At 73.7% G+C, this 16,705-nt stretch carries 16 protein-coding genes and 1 riboswitch; of the genes, 14 read left to right on the top strand and 2 right to left on the bottom strand.

Going from position 1 to position 16,705, the window contains the following annotated elements:
* Nucleotides 1-52: 52 nt before the first annotated feature.
* The 8 genes from ACZ5HG_RS15825 to ACZ5HG_RS15790 all read left to right on the top strand — a co-directional run bounded on the left by ACZ5HG_RS15825 (nucleotide 53) and on the right by ACZ5HG_RS15790 (nucleotide 7,018).
* On the top strand, nucleotides 53-1,249 hold the full coding sequence (locus ACZ5HG_RS15825; RefSeq protein WP_464178025.1) for a protein-glutamate methylesterase/protein-glutamine glutaminase: 1,197 nt from the start codon (nucleotides 53-55) through the stop codon (nucleotides 1,247-1,249).
* Nucleotides 1,246-2,286 carry a CheR family methyltransferase gene (locus tag ACZ5HG_RS15820; RefSeq protein ID WP_464178023.1) on the top strand — a complete coding sequence of 347 codons (1,041 nt, stop codon included), beginning with the start codon at nucleotides 1,246-1,248 and terminating at the stop codon, nucleotides 2,284-2,286. Before ACZ5HG_RS15825 ends, ACZ5HG_RS15820 begins: the two co-directional genes overlap by 4 nt.
* Nucleotides 2,283-2,666 (top strand): response regulator, encoded by a 384-nt coding sequence (locus tag ACZ5HG_RS15815; protein WP_464178021.1) that lies wholly within the window; start codon nucleotides 2,283-2,285, stop codon nucleotides 2,664-2,666. The genes ACZ5HG_RS15820 and ACZ5HG_RS15815 overlap by 4 nt, the downstream gene beginning before the upstream one ends.
* Nucleotides 2,663-3,115, top strand: coding sequence for a chemotaxis protein CheX (locus ACZ5HG_RS15810; RefSeq protein ID WP_464178019.1), 453 nt, complete (start codon nucleotides 2,663-2,665; stop codon nucleotides 3,113-3,115). The genes ACZ5HG_RS15815 and ACZ5HG_RS15810 overlap by 4 nt, the downstream gene beginning before the upstream one ends.
* A gap of 64 nt (nucleotides 3,116-3,179) precedes the next feature.
* Entirely contained in the window at nucleotides 3,180-3,542 is a 363-nt protein-coding gene (locus tag ACZ5HG_RS15805; RefSeq protein WP_464178017.1) for a response regulator, read from the top strand.
* A complete protein-coding gene (locus tag ACZ5HG_RS15800; protein WP_464178015.1) occupies nucleotides 3,539-4,027 on the top strand; it encodes a hypothetical protein in 489 nt (162 codons plus the stop codon). Before ACZ5HG_RS15805 ends, ACZ5HG_RS15800 begins: the two co-directional genes overlap by 4 nt.
* Nucleotides 4,028-4,148: 121 nt before the next feature.
* Nucleotides 4,149-5,627 carry an NCS2 family permease gene (locus ACZ5HG_RS15795; protein ID WP_464178013.1) on the top strand — a complete coding sequence of 493 codons (1,479 nt, stop codon included), beginning with the start codon at nucleotides 4,149-4,151 and terminating at the stop codon, nucleotides 5,625-5,627.
* A gap of 74 nt (nucleotides 5,628-5,701) precedes the next feature.
* Complete coding sequence (locus ACZ5HG_RS15790; protein ID WP_464178011.1) at nucleotides 5,702-7,018, top strand: UDP-glucose dehydrogenase family protein; 1,317 nt, start codon at nucleotides 5,702-5,704, stop codon at nucleotides 7,016-7,018.
* 210 nt (nucleotides 7,019-7,228) lie between these two features.
* On the opposite strand, the gene ACZ5HG_RS15785 is transcribed toward ACZ5HG_RS15790, so the two are convergent.
* Nucleotides 7,229-8,155 carry a DUF559 domain-containing protein gene (locus ACZ5HG_RS15785; RefSeq protein WP_464178009.1) on the bottom strand — a complete coding sequence of 309 codons (927 nt, stop codon included), beginning with the start codon at nucleotides 8,153-8,155 and terminating at the stop codon, nucleotides 7,229-7,231.
* A gap of 346 nt (nucleotides 8,156-8,501) precedes the next feature.
* Here ACZ5HG_RS15785 and ACZ5HG_RS15780 point away from each other — a divergent pair, with 346 nt between their 5' ends.
* The 4 genes from ACZ5HG_RS15780 to ACZ5HG_RS15765 all read left to right on the top strand — a co-directional run bounded on the left by ACZ5HG_RS15780 (nucleotide 8,502) and on the right by ACZ5HG_RS15765 (nucleotide 13,277).
* Entirely contained in the window at nucleotides 8,502-8,957 is a 456-nt protein-coding gene (locus tag ACZ5HG_RS15780; RefSeq protein ID WP_464182185.1) for a MarR family winged helix-turn-helix transcriptional regulator, read from the top strand.
* 10 nt (nucleotides 8,958-8,967) lie between these two features.
* Complete coding sequence (locus ACZ5HG_RS15775; protein WP_464178007.1) at nucleotides 8,968-10,299, top strand: MFS transporter; 1,332 nt, start codon at nucleotides 8,968-8,970, stop codon at nucleotides 10,297-10,299.
* 81 nt (nucleotides 10,300-10,380) lie between these two features.
* A complete protein-coding gene (locus ACZ5HG_RS15770; protein WP_464178005.1) occupies nucleotides 10,381-12,348 on the top strand; it encodes a DUF4012 domain-containing protein in 1,968 nt (655 codons plus the stop codon).
* A gap of 200 nt (nucleotides 12,349-12,548) precedes the next feature.
* Complete coding sequence (locus ACZ5HG_RS15765; protein ID WP_464178003.1) at nucleotides 12,549-13,277, top strand: peptidase; 729 nt, start codon at nucleotides 12,549-12,551, stop codon at nucleotides 13,275-13,277.
* Nucleotides 13,278-13,325: 48 nt separating this feature from the next.
* Here ACZ5HG_RS15765 and serC read toward each other — a convergent pair whose 3' ends face one another.
* Entirely contained in the window at nucleotides 13,326-14,483 is a 1,158-nt protein-coding gene (gene serC, locus ACZ5HG_RS15760; protein ID WP_464178001.1) for a phosphoserine transaminase, read from the bottom strand.
* A gap of 97 nt (nucleotides 14,484-14,580) precedes the next feature.
* On the opposite strand from serC, the gene ACZ5HG_RS15755 reads away from it, so the two are divergent.
* Complete coding sequence (locus ACZ5HG_RS15755) at nucleotides 14,581-15,279, top strand: metal-dependent transcriptional regulator (RefSeq protein ID WP_464177999.1); 699 nt, start codon at nucleotides 14,581-14,583, stop codon at nucleotides 15,277-15,279.
* A 246-nt stretch (nucleotides 15,280-15,525) separates the two neighbouring features.
* Nucleotides 15,526-15,692: riboswitch (cyclic di-AMP (ydaO/yuaA leader) on the top strand.
* Nucleotides 15,693-15,694: 2 nt separating this feature from the next.
* Complete coding sequence (locus ACZ5HG_RS15750) at nucleotides 15,695-16,477, top strand: C40 family peptidase (RefSeq protein WP_464177997.1); 783 nt, start codon at nucleotides 15,695-15,697, stop codon at nucleotides 16,475-16,477.
* Nucleotides 16,478-16,705: the final 228 nt, after the last annotated feature.

Here is a 16,705-nt window from a genome sequence, read left to right as displayed (position 1 = left end):
GCAACTCGAACCGGCCGGTGCGGCTGGTCTGCGCGTGAGAGAGGAAGGTCCTGTGACCAGGATCCGTGTGCTGGTGGTCGACGACTCGGTCGTCATCCGCCGGCTGGTGACGGACTCGCTCTCGCGCGACCCGGACATCGAGGTCGTGGGCTTCGCGTCCAACGGCCGCATCGCGCTCGCGAAGGTCGACCAGCTCGCGCCGGACCTCGTGACCATGGACATCGAGATGCCGGAGATGAACGGCATCGAGGCGGTGCGCGCGCTGCGTCGCGCCCGGCACACCATGCCGATCATCATGTTCTCCACGCTGACCGAGCGCGGGGCGTCCGCCACCCTGGACGCCCTGGTCGCCGGGGCCACCGACTACGTCACCAAGCCGGCGAACGTCGGCAGCGTGCAGGAGTCGCTGACCCAGGTCGCCGACCAGCTCATCCCCAAGATCAAGGCCCTGGTGCCGCGCCGCGCCGGCGGTCACGAGGCCCCGCGCGCGTCGGTCCCGGGTGCCGGTGGCCCCGCCGCCGGTCCGGCCGCCGCGCCCGCCGCCCGCGCCCCGCTCTCCGCTGGGTCCGCGGCGCCCAAGCGCACCGCCGTCCCGCGCGAGGCCCCCGCCCCGCACCCGGTGCGCGCGCTGGTGATCGGCTCGTCCACCGGCGGTCCCGAGGCGCTGTCCAAGGTGCTCGGCGGGCTGTCCGCCGCGCCCCCGGTGCCGGTGCTCGTCGTGCAGCACATGCCGCCGGTGTTCACCCGGCAGCTCGCCGCGCGGCTCGACCGGCTCGGCCCGGCCACCGTGGTCGAGGCCACCGACGGCCAGCTGCTCGAGCCCGGCACCGTGTACATCGCCGCGGGCGACCACCACCTCGAGCTGCGCAGGTCCGCCGGGATGCTGCGCACCGCGATCACCGACGGACCGCCGGTCAACTTCTGCCGGCCCTCGGTGGACGTGCTGTTCCGCTCCGCGGTCCGCGAGCTCGGCGGGCAGCTGCTCGCCGTCGTGCTGACCGGCATGGGCGCGGACGGCCGCACCGGCTGCGAGGACGTGGTCGCCGCCGGCGGCACCGTCGTCGTGCAGGACGAGGCCACCAGCGTCGTGTGGGGCATGCCGGGCGCCGTGGCGACCGCGGGCCTGGCCCACCGCATCCTCCCGCTCGGCGAGGTCACCGCCTCGATCGAGTCGATCCTCGCGCGCCAGTCCGGCGCCACCCGGCCCCAGGGCCCCCGCCCTGCACCGTTGATCGGAGGTCGGCCATGAGCCTGACCCAGGACACGTTCGACTTCGTCGCCGACATCGTGCGGCGTCGCAGCGCCATCCAGCTCGAGGCCGGCAAGGAGTACCTGGTCGAGAGCCGGCTGCTGCCGCTCGCCCGCGACGCCGGCCACGCCGGGGTCGACCCCTACGTCCGCGAGGTGCGGGCCGCCCGGCGCGAGAAGGACCTGGCGGACATCGTCGAGGCGCTCACCACCAACGAGACCTCCTGGTTCCGCGACAACACGCCGTTCAGCGCGCTGCGCACGCACATCGTCCCCGCGCTGCGCGCCGACCGGCCGGTCGTCGACCGGGTGCGCGTGTGGTCGGCGGCCTGCTCCACCGGGCAGGAGCCGTACTCGATCGCGATGACCCTCGCCGAGGTGCTCGGCCCGTCGACCCGCACCGAGATCGTCGCCACCGACCTGTCGGACCAGGTGCTCAACCAGGCGAAGGAGGGGCGCTACTCGCAGCTCGAGATCAACCGCGGCCTGCCGGCGCCCATGCTGGTCCGCTACTTCCGCCGCAACGGCCACGACTGGCAGATCGCCGACGAGCTGCGCGCGCAGATCACCTTCCAGAAGCACAACCTGCTCGACATGCCCCCCGCCGGGCCGTTCGACATCGTGTTCCTGCGCAACGTGCTGATCTACTTCGACCTCGAGACCAAGCGCTCGATCCTGTCGCGGGTGCACCGCGTGCTGCGCCCGGGCGGGTTCCTGGTGCTCGGCGCCGCGGAGACCACCATCGGCGTGGACGGCGACTGGGAGCGGGTGCCGGTCGAGCGCGGCTCGGTGTACCGACCGGTCGGCGCCGGTGGCGTGCCCACCCCGCGCCCCGCCGTCACCACCCCGGCGGCAGCCCCGGCGTTCGGCACCCCCGCGACCCGGCCCGCGCCCGCCTTCCCGCCGGCACCGAGCAGACCGCCGGCGCTGGCCCCCACCCCGACCTTCGCGCGTCCCGGCACCCCGCCGGCGACGACGCTGCCGACGGCGCGCCCGCGCCCGGCCGGACCCGCCTTCGATCAAGGAGTGACGCGATGAGAGCCCTGGTCATCGACGACTCGCGGACGATGCGACGCATCGTCGCGGGCGCACTGGAAGAGCTGGGGTTCGAGACGCTCCAGGCCGGCGACGGCCAGCAGGCGCTCGACCTCCTCGAGGCCGGCGAGGACGTCGACCTCGCCTGCATCGACTGGAACATGCCCGTGATGGACGGGCTGACCTTCGTGACCCGCGTGCGGGCCAACCAGGCCTGGCGCGGCATCACCCTGATGATGGTCACCACCGAGAGCGAGCACGGCCAGATCGTGCGCGCGCTGGCGGCCGGTGCCCACGAGTACCTGATCAAGCCTTTCACCACCGACGCCATCCGCGACAAGCTCGACCTGCTCGGGCTCGTCCCCCTTGAGGAGACCGTATGACCGCCGCCGTCGAGCACGACCAGGTGTACGCCATCGCCGAAGAGGTCTTCGCGGCCATGATCGACGGCGAGCCCGGCTACCTGCGCCCCTGGGAGGGCGACGTGCCCGCCCCCGCCGAGCCGCTGGTCGCCTGGGTGGACGTGCACGGCGAGCTGGCCGGGCGTGCCGCCGTCACCACCGACCTGGCCACCGCGCACGAGCTGGCCCGCGCGCTCCTCGGCATGAACCCCGACGAGGAGGTGTCCGAGGCCGATCTGGTGGATGCTTTCGGTGAGGTCGCCAACGTCGTGGGGGGTAATGTCAAGGCGCTGCTGCCGAGCCAGGGCACCCTGGGTCTGCCGCAGGTCGCCTCCGAGCTCCCGGTGGTGCCGGGGACCTCGCTCTCGCACGAGCTGCGCCTGGACTGGCGCGGTCGGTCGATCGTCGTGGTCGTCTGGCTGTTCCAGTAAAGACCGGGTCTGCTGAAGTCCGACGCGGCGGGTGCCGCGACACACCGAAGGGAAGTGACGAGCCATGATTCGCGTGCTCATCGCTGACGACAGCCGCGTGATGCGGCAGATCGTGATCCGCACGCTGCGCCAGGCCGGCTACGACTGGGACGTGCGGGAGGCCTCCGACGGCGCCGAGGCGCTCGAGATGGTCAAGGCCGACGAACCGGACGTGGTGCTCTCCGACTGGAACATGCCGAACATGACGGGCATCGAGCTGATCCGTGCGCTGCGCGCCGCGGGCTTCTCCACGCCGTTCGGCTTCGTGACCTCGGAGGGCTCGCAGGAGATGCGGGACATGGCCGACGAGGCCGGGGCGCTGTTCCTCATCGCCAAGCCGTTCACCGCGGAGGCGTTCCGCGACGCCATCGAGCCGGTGCTCGCATGAGCGACCAGACCCCGCTGCCCTCGGCGCTCGAGGTCCGTGAGCTCTGGGAGAGCCTGGTCGGCCGCGACATCGACGTGACCACCGGCGGCCCCATGGTCGACCCGGTGCTGGGCGGCGGTGCCATGGTCGGCGTCTTCGTGGACCGCATGATGAAGCTGTCGGCCCTGGTGCTGCTCGACCTGCCGCTGGCCGCCCGGATGGGTGCGGCGATCGCCCTGGTGCCGCAGCGCACCGCGGAGACCGCCATCGAGGAGGAGACGCTGCCGGTCGCGCTGTCCGAGAACGCCGGCGAGATCCTCAACGTCACCGCCTCGCTGTTCAACGTGGGCGACGCCCCGCACCTCAAGCTCGACGCGGTGTACGCGCCGCGCGAGCCGCTGCCCGCCGACGTGGCGCAGTGGGTGCTCGCCTACGTGCGCCGGCTCGACCTGGAGGTCGAGGTCGCCGGGTACGGCACGGGCTGCACGTCGGTGCTGGTCATCTGACGTCATCGTCCTCGACCGGCCGGTCGCCCCGCGCGGGGTGGCCGGCCGGTCGCGTTTCCGGGCGGTAAACCTTCGTGGGCGGGTGCACGGCGACCTTCACGGTTCTGCCACACTTCGTCCCATGTCCACCACCTCCACGGGGGCGCCCGCGCCCGCCGCCCCGCGGAACGCTGTCGACCGCTTCTTCAAGATCTCCGAGCGTGGCTCGACGATCGGCACGGAGATCCGCGGCGGCCTCGTCACGTTCTTCGCGATGAGCTACATCATCGTGCTCAACCCGCTCATCATCGGCACCGTCCAGGACGGCACCGGCAACTTCCTCGGCGGGGGTGACGGCCCGAACATCCCGATGATCGCGGCCACCACCGCGCTGGTCGCCGGCGTCATGTCCATCCTGATGGGCGTCGTCGCCAACTTCCCGCTCGCGCTGGCCGCCGGCCTCGGGCTGAACGCGGTCGTCGCGTTCTCCATCGCCTCGCTGCCCGACATGACCTGGGCCGACGCCATGGGCATCGTGGTGCTCGAGGGCATCATCATCCTGGTGCTCGTGCTCACCGGGTTCCGGGAGGCCGTGTTCCGCGCGGTCCCGATGGAGCTCAAGACCGCGATCAGCGTCGGCATCGGCCTGTTCATCGCCTTCATCGGCCTGTTCGACTCCGGGTTCGTGCGGATCCCGTTCAGCCAGGCCACCCCGGTCGAGCTCGGCATCGGCGGGTCCCTCGGCTCCTGGCCGCTGCTGGTCTTCGTGGTCGGCCTGTTCCTCGCGGTGATCCTCATGGCCCGCAAGGTCAAGGGCGCGCTGCTCATCGCCATCGTCTCGGCGACCGTGCTGGCGATCGTCGTGGAGGCCGTCGGCAAGATCGGCTCGCAGACCGCGGACAACCCCGCCGGCTGGGAGCTCAACGTCCCGGCCATCCCGGACTCCGTCGTCGCCACCCCGGACTTCTCGCTGCTCGGCCAGTTCTCGCTGTTCGGGTCGATCGAGAAGATCGGCATCGTCGCGGTCGTCCTGCTGGTGTTCTCGGTCATGCTGGCCGACTTCTTCGACACGATGGGCACCATGGTCGCCGTCGGCGGCGAGGCCGGTCTGCTCGACCACGAGGGCAACCCGCCCCGCACCAAGCAGATCCTGATCGTGGACTCCCTGGCCGCAGCGGCCGGTGGTGCGGGCAGCGTCTCGTCCAACACCTCCTACGTGGAGTCCGCCGCGGGTGTCGGCGACGGCGCGCGCACCGGTCTGGCCTCGGTCGTCACCGGCGTCGCGTTCCTGCTGGCGACCTTCCTGTCCCCGCTGGTGGACATGGTGCCCTTCGAGGCCGCCACCCCGGCGCTGGTCGTCGTCGGCTTCCTGATGGTCATGCAGATCAGCGGGATCGACTGGAAGAACCTCGAGGTCGCGGTGCCCGCGTTCCTCACCATCATCCTGATGCCGTTCTCCTACTCGATCACCGTCGGCATCGGCGCGGGCGTCATCTCGTTCATCGTGATCAAGGCCGCGCTGGGCAAGTTCCGCAAGGTCCACCCGCTGATGTGGGTGGCCGGCGTGCTGTTCGTCGCGTACTTCCTCATCGGCCCGATCAAGAGCTGGCTCGGCCTGTAGCACCTGCTCGTCCGACGCCCCCGGCACCCGCGTGGTGCCGGGGGCGTCGTCGTGCCACCCGCGATCATGGGCGCATGCGCGTCTCGGTGATCGGCTGCGGATACCTCGGAGCGGTGCACGCCGCCGCCATGACCACCCTCGGGCACGAGGTGGTCGGCGTCGACGTCGACCCCGCCCGGATCGACCTGCTGCGTGCGGGCGCCGCCCCGTTCTACGAGCCCGGCCTGCCCGCGCTGCTCGCCGACGCGCGGGAGACCGGGCGGTTGTCGTTCAGCACCGATCCCGGCGCGGTCGCCGGTGCGCAGGTGCACTTCCTCTGCGTCGGCACCCCGCAGCTGCACGGCGAGTTCCGCGCCGACCTGCACCACGTCGAGGACGCCTTCGCCCGGTTGCTGCCGCACCTCGCCCCCGGCGACCTCGTGGTCGGCAAGTCGACGGTGCCGGTCGGCACCGCCGAGGTGCTGGCCGCCCGCCTGTCCGGCACCGGCGCGACCCTGGTGTGGAACCCCGAGTTCCTGCGCGAGGGCTTCGCCGTGCAGGACACCCTGCACCCCGACCGGCTCGTCTACGGCGTGCCCGACGGGCCGTCCGGGGTCGCCGCGCGGGAGATCCTGGACGAGGTCTACGCCGCCCCGCTCGCCGAGGGCTGCCCGCTGGTGGTCACCGACTACGCCACCGCCCAGCTGGTCAAGGTCGCCGCCAACTCGTTCCTCGCCACCAAGATCTCCTTCATCAACGCCATGGCCGAGCTGTGCGAGGCGACCGGCGCCGACGTCACCCGCCTCGCCGACGCCATCGGCTACGACGACCGGATCGGCCGCCGCTTCCTCAACGCCGGTCTCGGCTTCGGCGGCGGCTGCCTGCCCAAGGACATCCGCGCGTTCATGGCCCGCGCCGGCGAGCTCGGTGTCGACCAGGCCCTGTCCTTCCTGCGCGAGGTGGATGCGATCAACGAGCGCCGGCGCGTGCGCATGGTCGACCTGGCCCGCGAGGTCTGCGGCGGCTCGATCGTCGGCCGGCGGATCGCCGTGCTCGGCGCCGCGTTCAAGCCCGACTCCGACGACGTGCGCGACTCCCCGGCGCTCGCCGTCGCCCAGCAGATGCAGCGCCAGGGCGCCCAGGTGACCGTGACCGACCCGCAGGCGCTCGCGACGGCAGCGGCGATGCTGCCGGAGGGGCACGGGCTGACGCTGGTCGACTCCGTGGCGGAGGCGGTGGCCGGTGCCGACGTCGTGCTGCTCGCCACCGAGTGGCCCGAGTACCGCGCCCTCGACCCCGCGGCGCTGGGTGCTGCGGTCGCCCAGCGCCGCATCCTCGACGGCCGCAACGTCCTGGACCCGGAGTCCTGGCGCGCCGCCGGCTGGACCTACCGCGCCCTCGGCCGCCCCTAGCGCCCGTCGCGCCCGCGCTGCGCGGTGTGCGCTCGGCTGTGCGCGCTGCTCGCCTGCTGCGCGTCCCGCGCCGCCACCGTTCGCGCATCGGGCCTTCCCTCGGGGCCCTCCTTCGCCGAGTTGTCATCTCTTGTCGCTTCCGGCGCGTCTGAAGCGACAAGAGATGACATCTCGGCGACGTGGGTGGGCGCGCGTGGGCGGCGTGGGCGGTCACCGGCGAGAGCGGATCGCGGCACGGACCAAGGAGAGCGTGCGGTCGGGTGTGCGGTCGACGTCGTCGGCGGTGCAGGTGATCACGCGCCAGCCCAGCGCTTCGAGGGCCTGACGGCGGGCGATGTCACGTCGCCAGGTCCGTCTGTCCGTGCGGTGCACGTCGCCGTCGTACTCGATCGCGATCTTCAGCGCTGGGTAGGCCAGGTCGGGCATCGCGACGAACCACCCGTCGTCATCCTGGACCTCGTGGTTGACGAGCGGGCACGGCAGGCCCCCGTCGATCAGCAGGTACCGCAGCCGCGACTCCATGCACGAGTCGGTCCGCGCCCGGACCAGCGTGACCGCCTCGCGCAGCCGTCGGACGCCCCGCGTGCCCGCCGGCAGCGCGGCCACCCGAGCCTCCAGCGCCGCGGGTGTGCACCACGGCCGCTTGCGTCGGGTCAGCGCGTCACCGAGCACGACCAGCTCGACCACGGTCAGCCGCCCGGCCAGCTGCACCCACACCGCGATCGGGTCGAGCACCGGCAGCCCGTGCCGCCATCGCAGGTCGCGCGCCGTGTCGATCGGTCGGAGCCGGCCGTGCACCCCTCGTCGACGAGGACGGGAGGACCCGGGTGGGAGAACCACCTGAAGATCTCCGTCGGCGTGCACGCCCCGCGGGAGATCGATGCCGAGCAGCCCCAGGGCGGTCTCGTCGCAGAACACCGACCCGTCAGGGAGCACGGACAGGAGATCGTGACAGCGCTCCACCAGCCGCTCAGGGCCTGCGGCCGGTGCTGCGCGCGCAGTCCGGAGACCCCACGCCGGCGCACGCAGACCGACGTGACGCAGTCGGCGGGCGCTCACCCCGGCACCGCGCGCGGCTGCGTACGTGAACGTCGAGGCTCGCAGGTGCCTGGGCAGCGGGGTCAGCGGAGTCGGCATCGCTCCACGCTGCACGCCCGTGCGCCAGATCCGCACCCCTGCGCGACGCGCCCTGTGGACGACAACGCCCTTCGCGCCCCTGTGGATGACCAACCGCCCCTCGGCGAGTTGTCATCTCTTGTCGCTTCCCGCGTCGCCGAAGCGACAAGAGATGACAACTCGGCGGTGATGGGGCGCGTGGGCGCTGCGGCGGGCGAATGCGCGGGTGCGGGGCGTGCGCGGGCGCGGGGTTCAGGCGCAGGCGCGGGGCGGGTGCGCGGTGCGCGAGCGTGCGTGCGGGGTGGGTGAAGGTCGTGCGCAGGGGTTTCGTTAGCGGGGGTAATGAGTTAGGGTAACGATCGTGTCCATGGTCGAGAAGGCGGGCGTCCCCGCGTCGCAGTGCCGGCCGACGACCCTCGCGGGCGAGCTGCGGGTGGCGCTGAGCAAGGCCGCCCGCCGCATCCGGTCCCGCCGCGGCGCCGCCGACCTGCCGGACCCGCAGTTCAACGTGCTGGCGATCCTCACCCGTGAGGGGCCGCTGACGCCGGGCGCGCTCGCGGACCACGAGCACGTGCAGCCCCCGTCGATGACCCGCACGGTCAACGCCCTGGTCGAGATCGGCTTCGTGCAGAAGTCGGAACACCCGACCGACGGGCGGCTGGTCGTGGTCAGCCTGACCGAGGCCGGCGTGGCGGAGGTCCGCGAGACCCGTCGCCGCCGGGACGCGTGGCTCGCCCAGCAGCTCTCCTCATTCACCCCCGACGAACGCGCCACGCTGGCGCAGGCGGCCCAGCTCCTGCGTCGGATCGCGGCAGCAGATTGACGACCGCTCGATGAACTCCACCTTCGCCTCGCTCCGCTTCTTCAACTACCGCCTCTGGTTCGCCGGCGCGCTCGTCGCGAACGTCGGCACCTGGATGCAGCGCGTCGCCCAGGACTGGCTGGTGCTGACCGACCTGTCCGACGACTCCGGCATCGCCGTCGGCATCACCACGGCGTTGCAGTTCGCGCCGACGCTGCTGCTGTCGGCGTGGGCCGGTGTGCTGGCCGACCGGGTGGACCGGCGCAAGCTGCTGATCTTCAGCCAGGTCGCGCAGGGCGTGCTGGCGTTCGGGCTGGGTGCGCTGGTGCTGTCCGGGCACGCGCGGCTGTGGCAGGTGTACGTGTTCGCGCTGCTGCTGGGGTGCGTGGCGGCGGTCGACCAGCCGGTGCGTCAGACCTTCGTGGCGGAGCTGGTGCCGGCGAGCAAGCTCTCCAACGCGGTGGGCCTGAACAGCGCGTCCTTCAACGCGGCGCGGCTGGTCGGCCCCGGCCTGGCGGGTCTGCTGATCGCGGCGGTCGGCTCGGGCTGGGTGTTCGTCATCAACGGCCTCACGTTCGCGGCGACGATCTTCGCGCTGACGCAGATGCGCCGCGAGGAGCTGCACCCGATGCCGGTCGCGCCGCGCGCCAAGGGGCAGATCCGCGAGGGGATCCGCTACGTCCGCCGGCGCTCGGACATCCTGGTGATCATGGTCGTGATCGGTGTGGTGTCGACCTTCGGCCTCAACTTCCAGATGACCAGCGCGCTGATGGCCCGCGCCGAGTTCGGCAAGGGTGCGGGGGAGTACGGGATCCTCGGGTCGATCCTGGCGATCGGCTCGCTCACCGGTGCGCTGCTGGCCGCGCGTCGCGAGCGCCCGCGGGTGCGCCTGGTGATCGGCTCGGCCTTCGCCTTCGGCATCGCGACCGGCGTGCTGAGCCTGATGCCGACCTACACGTCCTACGCGATCGCGTGCATCCCGGTCGGGCTGGCCTCGCTGACCATGCTGACCGCCGCGAACACCACGATCCAGATGTCGACGGACCCGAAGGTCCGCGGCCGGGTGATGTCGCTCTACATGATGGTGATGCTGGGGGCGACGCCGGTGGGGTCGCCGATCGTCGGCTGGATCGGCGAGACCTTCGGTCCGCGCTGGTCGATCGGCATCGGCTCGATCACGGCGCTGCTGGTGGCGAGCGGTGCGGCGATCTGGGCCAAGCGCCGGTGGCGGGTCGAGGTGCGCTACCACCTGGTCGCCCGCCCGCACCTGGAGGTCGTGCACCCGGATGTGCCGACGCCCCGCCGCGCGGCGCCTGAGCGGGTCGGTGTGCAGGAGGCGGCGGACCAGACGTCCGTGGCCTGATCCCCGGTTCACCCGGTCCCGCGCGGGTGAACTGGCCCTCGATCGCGCAGTCCGATATGTCCGGTATGTCACGATCGACGGATGCGAGGCGCACCGGACGGCGAGGAGGCCGTCGACCCGACGGACGCTGCCGTGCCGTCCGGGAGTGCGCGCGACGGTGAGGCGGAGGGTCCGCTGCGGGACGATCCCGAGCCTGGCGGTCCCGCGCTGGCCGGCCCCGCGCCCGCCGACCAGACGCGCCGCGACCGCCGCGCCGCCCGCGCACCCCGCCGCCGCAGGCGCCGCGTGCTCGTCCCCCTGCTCGTGCTGCTCGGCGTGCTGCTGCTCGCCGGGGGGTGGCTGGGGCTCCGCGTCTGGCAGGCGGCGGAGGCCGCGCGCGACCTGCGGGCAGCCGTCGAGGGTGCGGGCACGGAGGTCGAGTCGCTGGACGCCGAGGCGCTGACGGCCAGGCTGCCGGCGGTGCAGGACGCCGCCACCCGCCTGAGCGACGCGTCCACGGATCCGCTGTGGTCGCTCGCGGAGCACCTGCCCTGGGTGGGGGACGACCTGCGCGCGGTGCGGGCGGTGGGTGCGGCGGCCGACGGGCTGTCCCACGACGTCGCCCCCGGGCTGCTCGCCACGCTGGACGACCTGGGCAGCGGCGCGACGACGTCGGCCGGCGCCTCGGCCGCGGAGGTCCCCGCCGGGTGGGTGGACCTGTCGGTGCTGCTGCGTGCGGCGCCTGAGGTGCAGCGGGCGGTGCAGGAGGCCACCACGCTGCGCGACGCCCTGGACGGGATCGACCCCGACGGTCTGGTGGGTCCGCTCGCCGACCCGGTGGCCCGGGTGCAGGAGGGGCTGGCGGGGATCGATCTGGACGGGATCGGCGCCCTGGCGGCCGCCGCGCCGGGGCTGCTGGGCGCGGACGGCCCGCGCACCTATCTGCTGCTGACGCTCAACCCGGCCGAGCTGCGCGCGCAGGGCGGGATCGTCGGCTCGGTGGCGGTGCTCCAGGTGCGGGACGGGGCCGTCGGGCTGGTCGGCCAGCGCAGCACCGCGGACCTGCCGGAGCGGGCGACGAGCGTGCTGCCGCTGACCGACGCCGAGACGACCCTCTACACCGACCGGCTCGGGCGGTGGATCCAGGACACGGTGCTCACGCCGGACTTCCCGCGCGCCGCCGAGGTCGCCGCGGCGTTCTGGGCGGACGCCACCGGTCAGCAGGTGGACGGGGTGCTCGCGACCGATCCGGTGGCGGTGGCCGACCTGCTCGCGGCGACCGGCCGGGGGCTCGAGGTGGACGGGCAGCAGATCACCGCGGACACCCTGCTCGCGACGCTGCTGCGCGACACCTACCTGGACAACGGCGACCCGCGGGACGGCGACGCGTTCTACGCGCGGGTGGCCGCCGCGGTGGTCGGGATGCTCGGCGACGCGGCGTCCGACCCGGCGACGGCGCGCCCGGCCGTGCAGGCGGTGGCCGCGTCGGTGCAGCAGGGACGGGTGCGGGCGTGGTCGGCGCACCCGGACGAGCAGGCGGCGCTGGCGGCCTCGCCGGTCGGCGCGGCGTTCCTGTCCGCGTCGGACACGGCCACGGCGCAGGCGGTCGGGCTGTTCCTGGACGACGGCACCGCCGGCAAGCTCGACTACGACCTGGACGCCACCGTGAGCGTCACGCTGACCGGCTGCGGGACCGACGCGCCGGTGGCCACGGTGACGCTGGACCTCGGGTACGACCCGCCGGCGGACGTCGCCGACCTGCCCGCGCAGGTGGTGGGTGACGGCGGCTCGGGCCTGCCCGCGGGGTGGCTCGCGACGAACGTCTCGGTGTACTCGGCGCGGGGCGGCACGCTGCTGGAGGTCCGTCGCGACGGCGTGGTGGTCGGCGGCCTGCTGGCGACGGTCGGGGAGCGGTCGGCGATGGTGCTGACCTCGCGGCTGGCCCCCGGCGCGCACGAGACCTGGACGGTGACCGTGCCCGCGCCCTCCGGTGCGCTGACCGTGCGCACCACGCCGACGCTCACCGGCCCGGGGTCGGTCTCCGGCTCCTGCGCGGACGCCCAGGGCTGAGCGACGGCTGGTGCGCTGACCAGCCGATCGGAGCGCCTGCCCGGCGGCGGGGTCCGTACTTCCGCGTGATCCCGCGGAACTTCACCCCGGACCACGTCTGGCCCCGCGCCCGCTTCGGGTTACCCTGTGTACGAAATGGCCGATTTGTCTGAATCGGGACGAGGGTCCGGCAACGGGGCCGGGTGAGGTGGAGGTGGGTCATGTCGCGAGTCCGTACGGCGCTCGTCGCGGTGGTGACGGTGCTGGTGATCGGGATGGGTGCCGGTCCGGCGCTCGCCGGATCGCCGGTGGCCCCCGCCGTGGTCGAGCCCGCCCCCGAGAGCGGCTGCGCCCAGGTCGCCGAGGGCTACGCCGCCCCCGCCGCCTGCCAGCTGCTGATCGCCCGGGCCGCCGGGGTCTGCGTGTCCGACACCCCGATGCTCGACTACGCGGTGACCCCCGAGGGCACGCCGAACCAGACCGTGACGATCACCTGGGTCAACCCGGACGGGGTGGACGTCGTGCAGAGCGGCCTGCCGCTGACCGGGCAGGTGCTGTGGCCCGGGGCCGTGGTCGAGAACGGCGTGGCCGTCGGCTGGCCGGGCCGGGTGCAGGCCGCCGACGGGTCCTGGGCCGAGGGCGGTCCCTACCTCTGGGCGCGCTCGCAGGTGCAGGTGCTGTTCGAGGTCAACCCCTCCGCGACCACCACGGTCTCCTACCCCGCGGCCACCGCGGCCTGCGCCGGCCCGGTGATGTCCCAGGTGCTCGCCGTGGACGACCCGGCCGAGCCGACGTCCGCCGTGCTCGGCACGGGCTTCACCTCCGCGGTGCTGGCCGCCACCGGGCTCCAGGCCGAGCAGGCGCTCGCGATCGGCGGGCTGCTGCTGGTGACCGGCGTGCTGCTGGTCGTCCTCGCCGCCCGTCGCCGCCACCACCACCGGCTCGCCTGAGGCCGGGTCGGGGCCGCGCGGACAGGACCCGCGCGGCCCGCGCGGCGGTCAGAGCAGCTGGTCGACCACGTGGTCGATGCACGCGGTGAGCGCCAGCACGTCCTCCGGCTCGACGGAGGGGAACATCGCCACGCGCAGCTGGTTGCGGCCGAGCTTGCGGTAGGGCTCGACGTCCACGATCCCGTGCGCGCGCAGCGTGCGGGTGACGGTGGCCGCCTCGATCGCCGGGTCCAGGTCGATCGTGCCGACCACGGTGGAGCGCTGCGCGGGGTCGGCGACGAACGGGCTCGCCCAGTCGCGCGCGTCGGCCCAGGAGTACAGGTGGCCCGCGGAGGTCGCGGTCCGCTCGGCGCACCAGGCCAGGCCGCCCTGCGCCAGCATCCACTCGACCTGCTCGGCCAGCAGCACCAGGGTGGCGATGGCGGGGGTGTTGAGGGTCTGGTCCTGCCGGGAGCTCTGCACCGCGGTCGTCACGGACAGGAACTCGGGCACCCAGCGGTCGCCGGACTCGATCCGGGCGGCGCGCTCGACGGCCTCGGGGGAGAGCAGCGCCAGCCAGAGGCCGCCGTCGGAGGAGAAGGACTTCTGCGGGGCGAAGTAGTAGGCGTCGGTCTGCGACACGTCCACCGGCAGCCCGCCGGCGCCGGAGGTCGCGTCCACCAGCGTCAGGGCGCCCTGCTCGCGCGATCCCGGCACCCGGCGCACCGGGGCGATCGCGCCGGTGGAGGTCTCGTTGTGCGGCCAGGCGTAGGCGTCCACGCCCTCGACGGGTGCGGGCACCGCGGAGGTGCCGGGGGCGACCTCGGTCACCACCGGGTCGCCGAGGAAGGGGGCGCGGGCGGCCGCGGCGGCGAACTTGGCGCCGAACTCGCCGAACACGGCGTGCGCGGAGCGCTGCTCGACCAGGCAGAGCGTGGCGGCGTCCCAGAAGGCCGTCGTGCCGCCGTTGCCGAGCACCACCTCGTAGCCCTCCGGCAGGGAGAAGAGGTCGGCCAGCCCGGCGCGCACCCGTCCGACGACCGCGCGCACGGGCGCCTGCCGGTGGGAGGTGCCGAGCAGCGTGCGGCCCGCGGCGGACAGCGCCTCGACCTGCGCGTCGCGCACCTTCGCCGGCCCGGAGCCGAACCGCCCGTCGGCGGGCAGCAGCGAGGCGGGGATCGTGGGCAGGGCGGGCTGCGGTGCGGCAGCCGGGTGCGTGGCGGTCACGGATGGGACGATACGCGTCAGCACCGACCGCGGCGCACGACGGCTAGCCTGTGGACGGACGACTGCGCAGGACGGGCACGACATGGAGGGCACAGGCGTGAGTGACCTGATCGACACGACCGAGATGTACCTGAAGACGATCTACGAGCTCACCGAGGAGGGCATCACCCCTCTGCGGGCCCGGATCGCCGAGCGCCTCGGTCACAGCGGGCCGACGGTGTCGCAGACCGTGGCGCGCATGGAGCGCGACGGGCTGGTGATCGTCTCCGGCGACCGGCACCTCGAGCTCACGCCCGTGGGCGAGGGCAAGGCCATGCGCGTCATGCGCAAGCACCGGCTGGCCGAGCGCCTGCTGACCGACGTGATCGGGCTCGACTGGGAGTTCGTGCACGAGGAGGCGTGCCGCTGGGAGCACGTGATGAGCGAGCGGGTGGAGCGGCGTCTGGCGGGGCTGCTGGACCACCCGCACTTCGACCCGTACGGCAACCCGATCCCCGGGCTGGACGAGATCGGCGAGGAGCGGACCCCGGTGTCCTTCCTCGACGGCGTCGTCTCGCTGGTGACCGTCGCCGATCAGGCCGAGGGCACCGTGACCGGCACGGTGGCCCGCCTCGGCGAGCCCCTGCAGACCGACGTGGAGCTGCTCGCGCGGCTGGCGCAGGCGCAGGTGCGTCCGGGCAGCGTGGTGACCGTGGAGCGCGGCGCCGGCGTGGTGACCGTGGCGGCGCCGGGTGCCGAGACGGTGCTGGACCTGCCCGACGAGGTCGCCCGGCACGTGTTCCTCACCCGGTCCTGAGCACCCCCGGCGGGGTGCGTCCCGCCGGTCGACGAGCGCTCGCACGGCCCTCACCAGGGGGTCCGTGCGAGCGCTCACACATGTCCGGTCCGGGTCGGCCGCGCACCCCGCCGACATCCCGGCGAACGCGTCGTGACCGGAACGTGACAATCCCGGTCGGTGTCCGGTACGTTCGGTCCTGCTCGTCGGAACCCTCCTCCGTTCGAGCCCTTGGACGGTACGCCGAGCCCTGCCGTCGTCCGAGGTCCGATCGACTCGCCGGCAGGGGCGGGGGAACCACATGCGGGCACCGGAAGTCACGGTGTCCTTGGGGTGAAGCCACGCGTCACGTCCGGTCCGCCGGACGGGTCACGAGGCCGGGTATCTCCAACCCGAACCCGACAGCTCACCTCGTAGGCGCCAGGAGAGGCAGTACGTGACCGCAAGCTCCACGCGTGCCCGGCATCGTTCCGCGCGCCGCCCCGTCACCCCCCTGACCGACCTCGCCACCGCTGCCACCGGCTCCATCGCCGTGGTGAGCCGCCGCACCGCCGTCGTCGCGGCGTCGTCCGGCCTGGTCGTGTCGATGATCGCCGTCCCCGCCAGCGCCGCCACCTCCTCGGGTGACACCTCGGCGCTGCCCGCGGTCGACACCACCGCGCTGACCGCCTCGGCCCGTGCCGTGCTGGACACCGCGCCGGTCGTCACCGCCCCGGTCGACGCCGCCTGGACCTTCGAGACCCCGGCCGTCACCGCCGTGGTCCCCGAGCCCGAGCCGGTGCGCGCCACGACCACCACCACCTCGCGCAGCCAGGCCCGTGCCGCCGCCACCGAGACCACGGCCACCGCCGAGGTCGCCACCGCCGCCGCCGTCCCGCAGTCGGTGGCCGGCAACGCGGTGCTGGAGATCGCGGCCCGCTACGTCGGGACCCCGTACCTCTCCGGCGGCACCACGCCCGACGGCTTCGACTGCTCCGGCTTCGTCTCCTACGTGTACGCCCAGCTCGGGATCGAGCTGCCGCGCACGTCGAGCGGCATCAAGGCGGCCGGCACGATCATCTCGGCGTCCGAGGCCCAGGCCGGCGACCTGATCTGGAGCCCCGGCCACATCTCGATCTACGCCGGCGGCGACCAGCAGATCGACTCGCCCCGCCCGGGCAAGACGATCCAGTTCCGCAGCATCTGGCAGAGCTCCCCGGTGTTCATCCGGGTCGGCTGAGCCCCAGCACCTCGACGAGACCCCCATCGCCCGCGCGGCGGTGGGGGTCTCGTCGTCCCCGGGGTCGGCCCCGGCGTGCCGCGCGGCCCGGCGCCCACGGCCGGGTGGACGGGCGGCGGCACGGTGACGGGGCCGCGTCCGGCGGGTGACCGCGCCACGCCCGGGCGCGGGTCGCGGCAATGACCGGGCCGGACGGGCGGTGGGGCGCGTACGCTGGCAGCGCTTGCT

The sequence above is a fragment of the Cellulomonas sp. GTC20042 genome (genome assembly GCF_055389595.1).
This window is presented reverse-complemented; position numbering and strand designations above follow the sequence as displayed.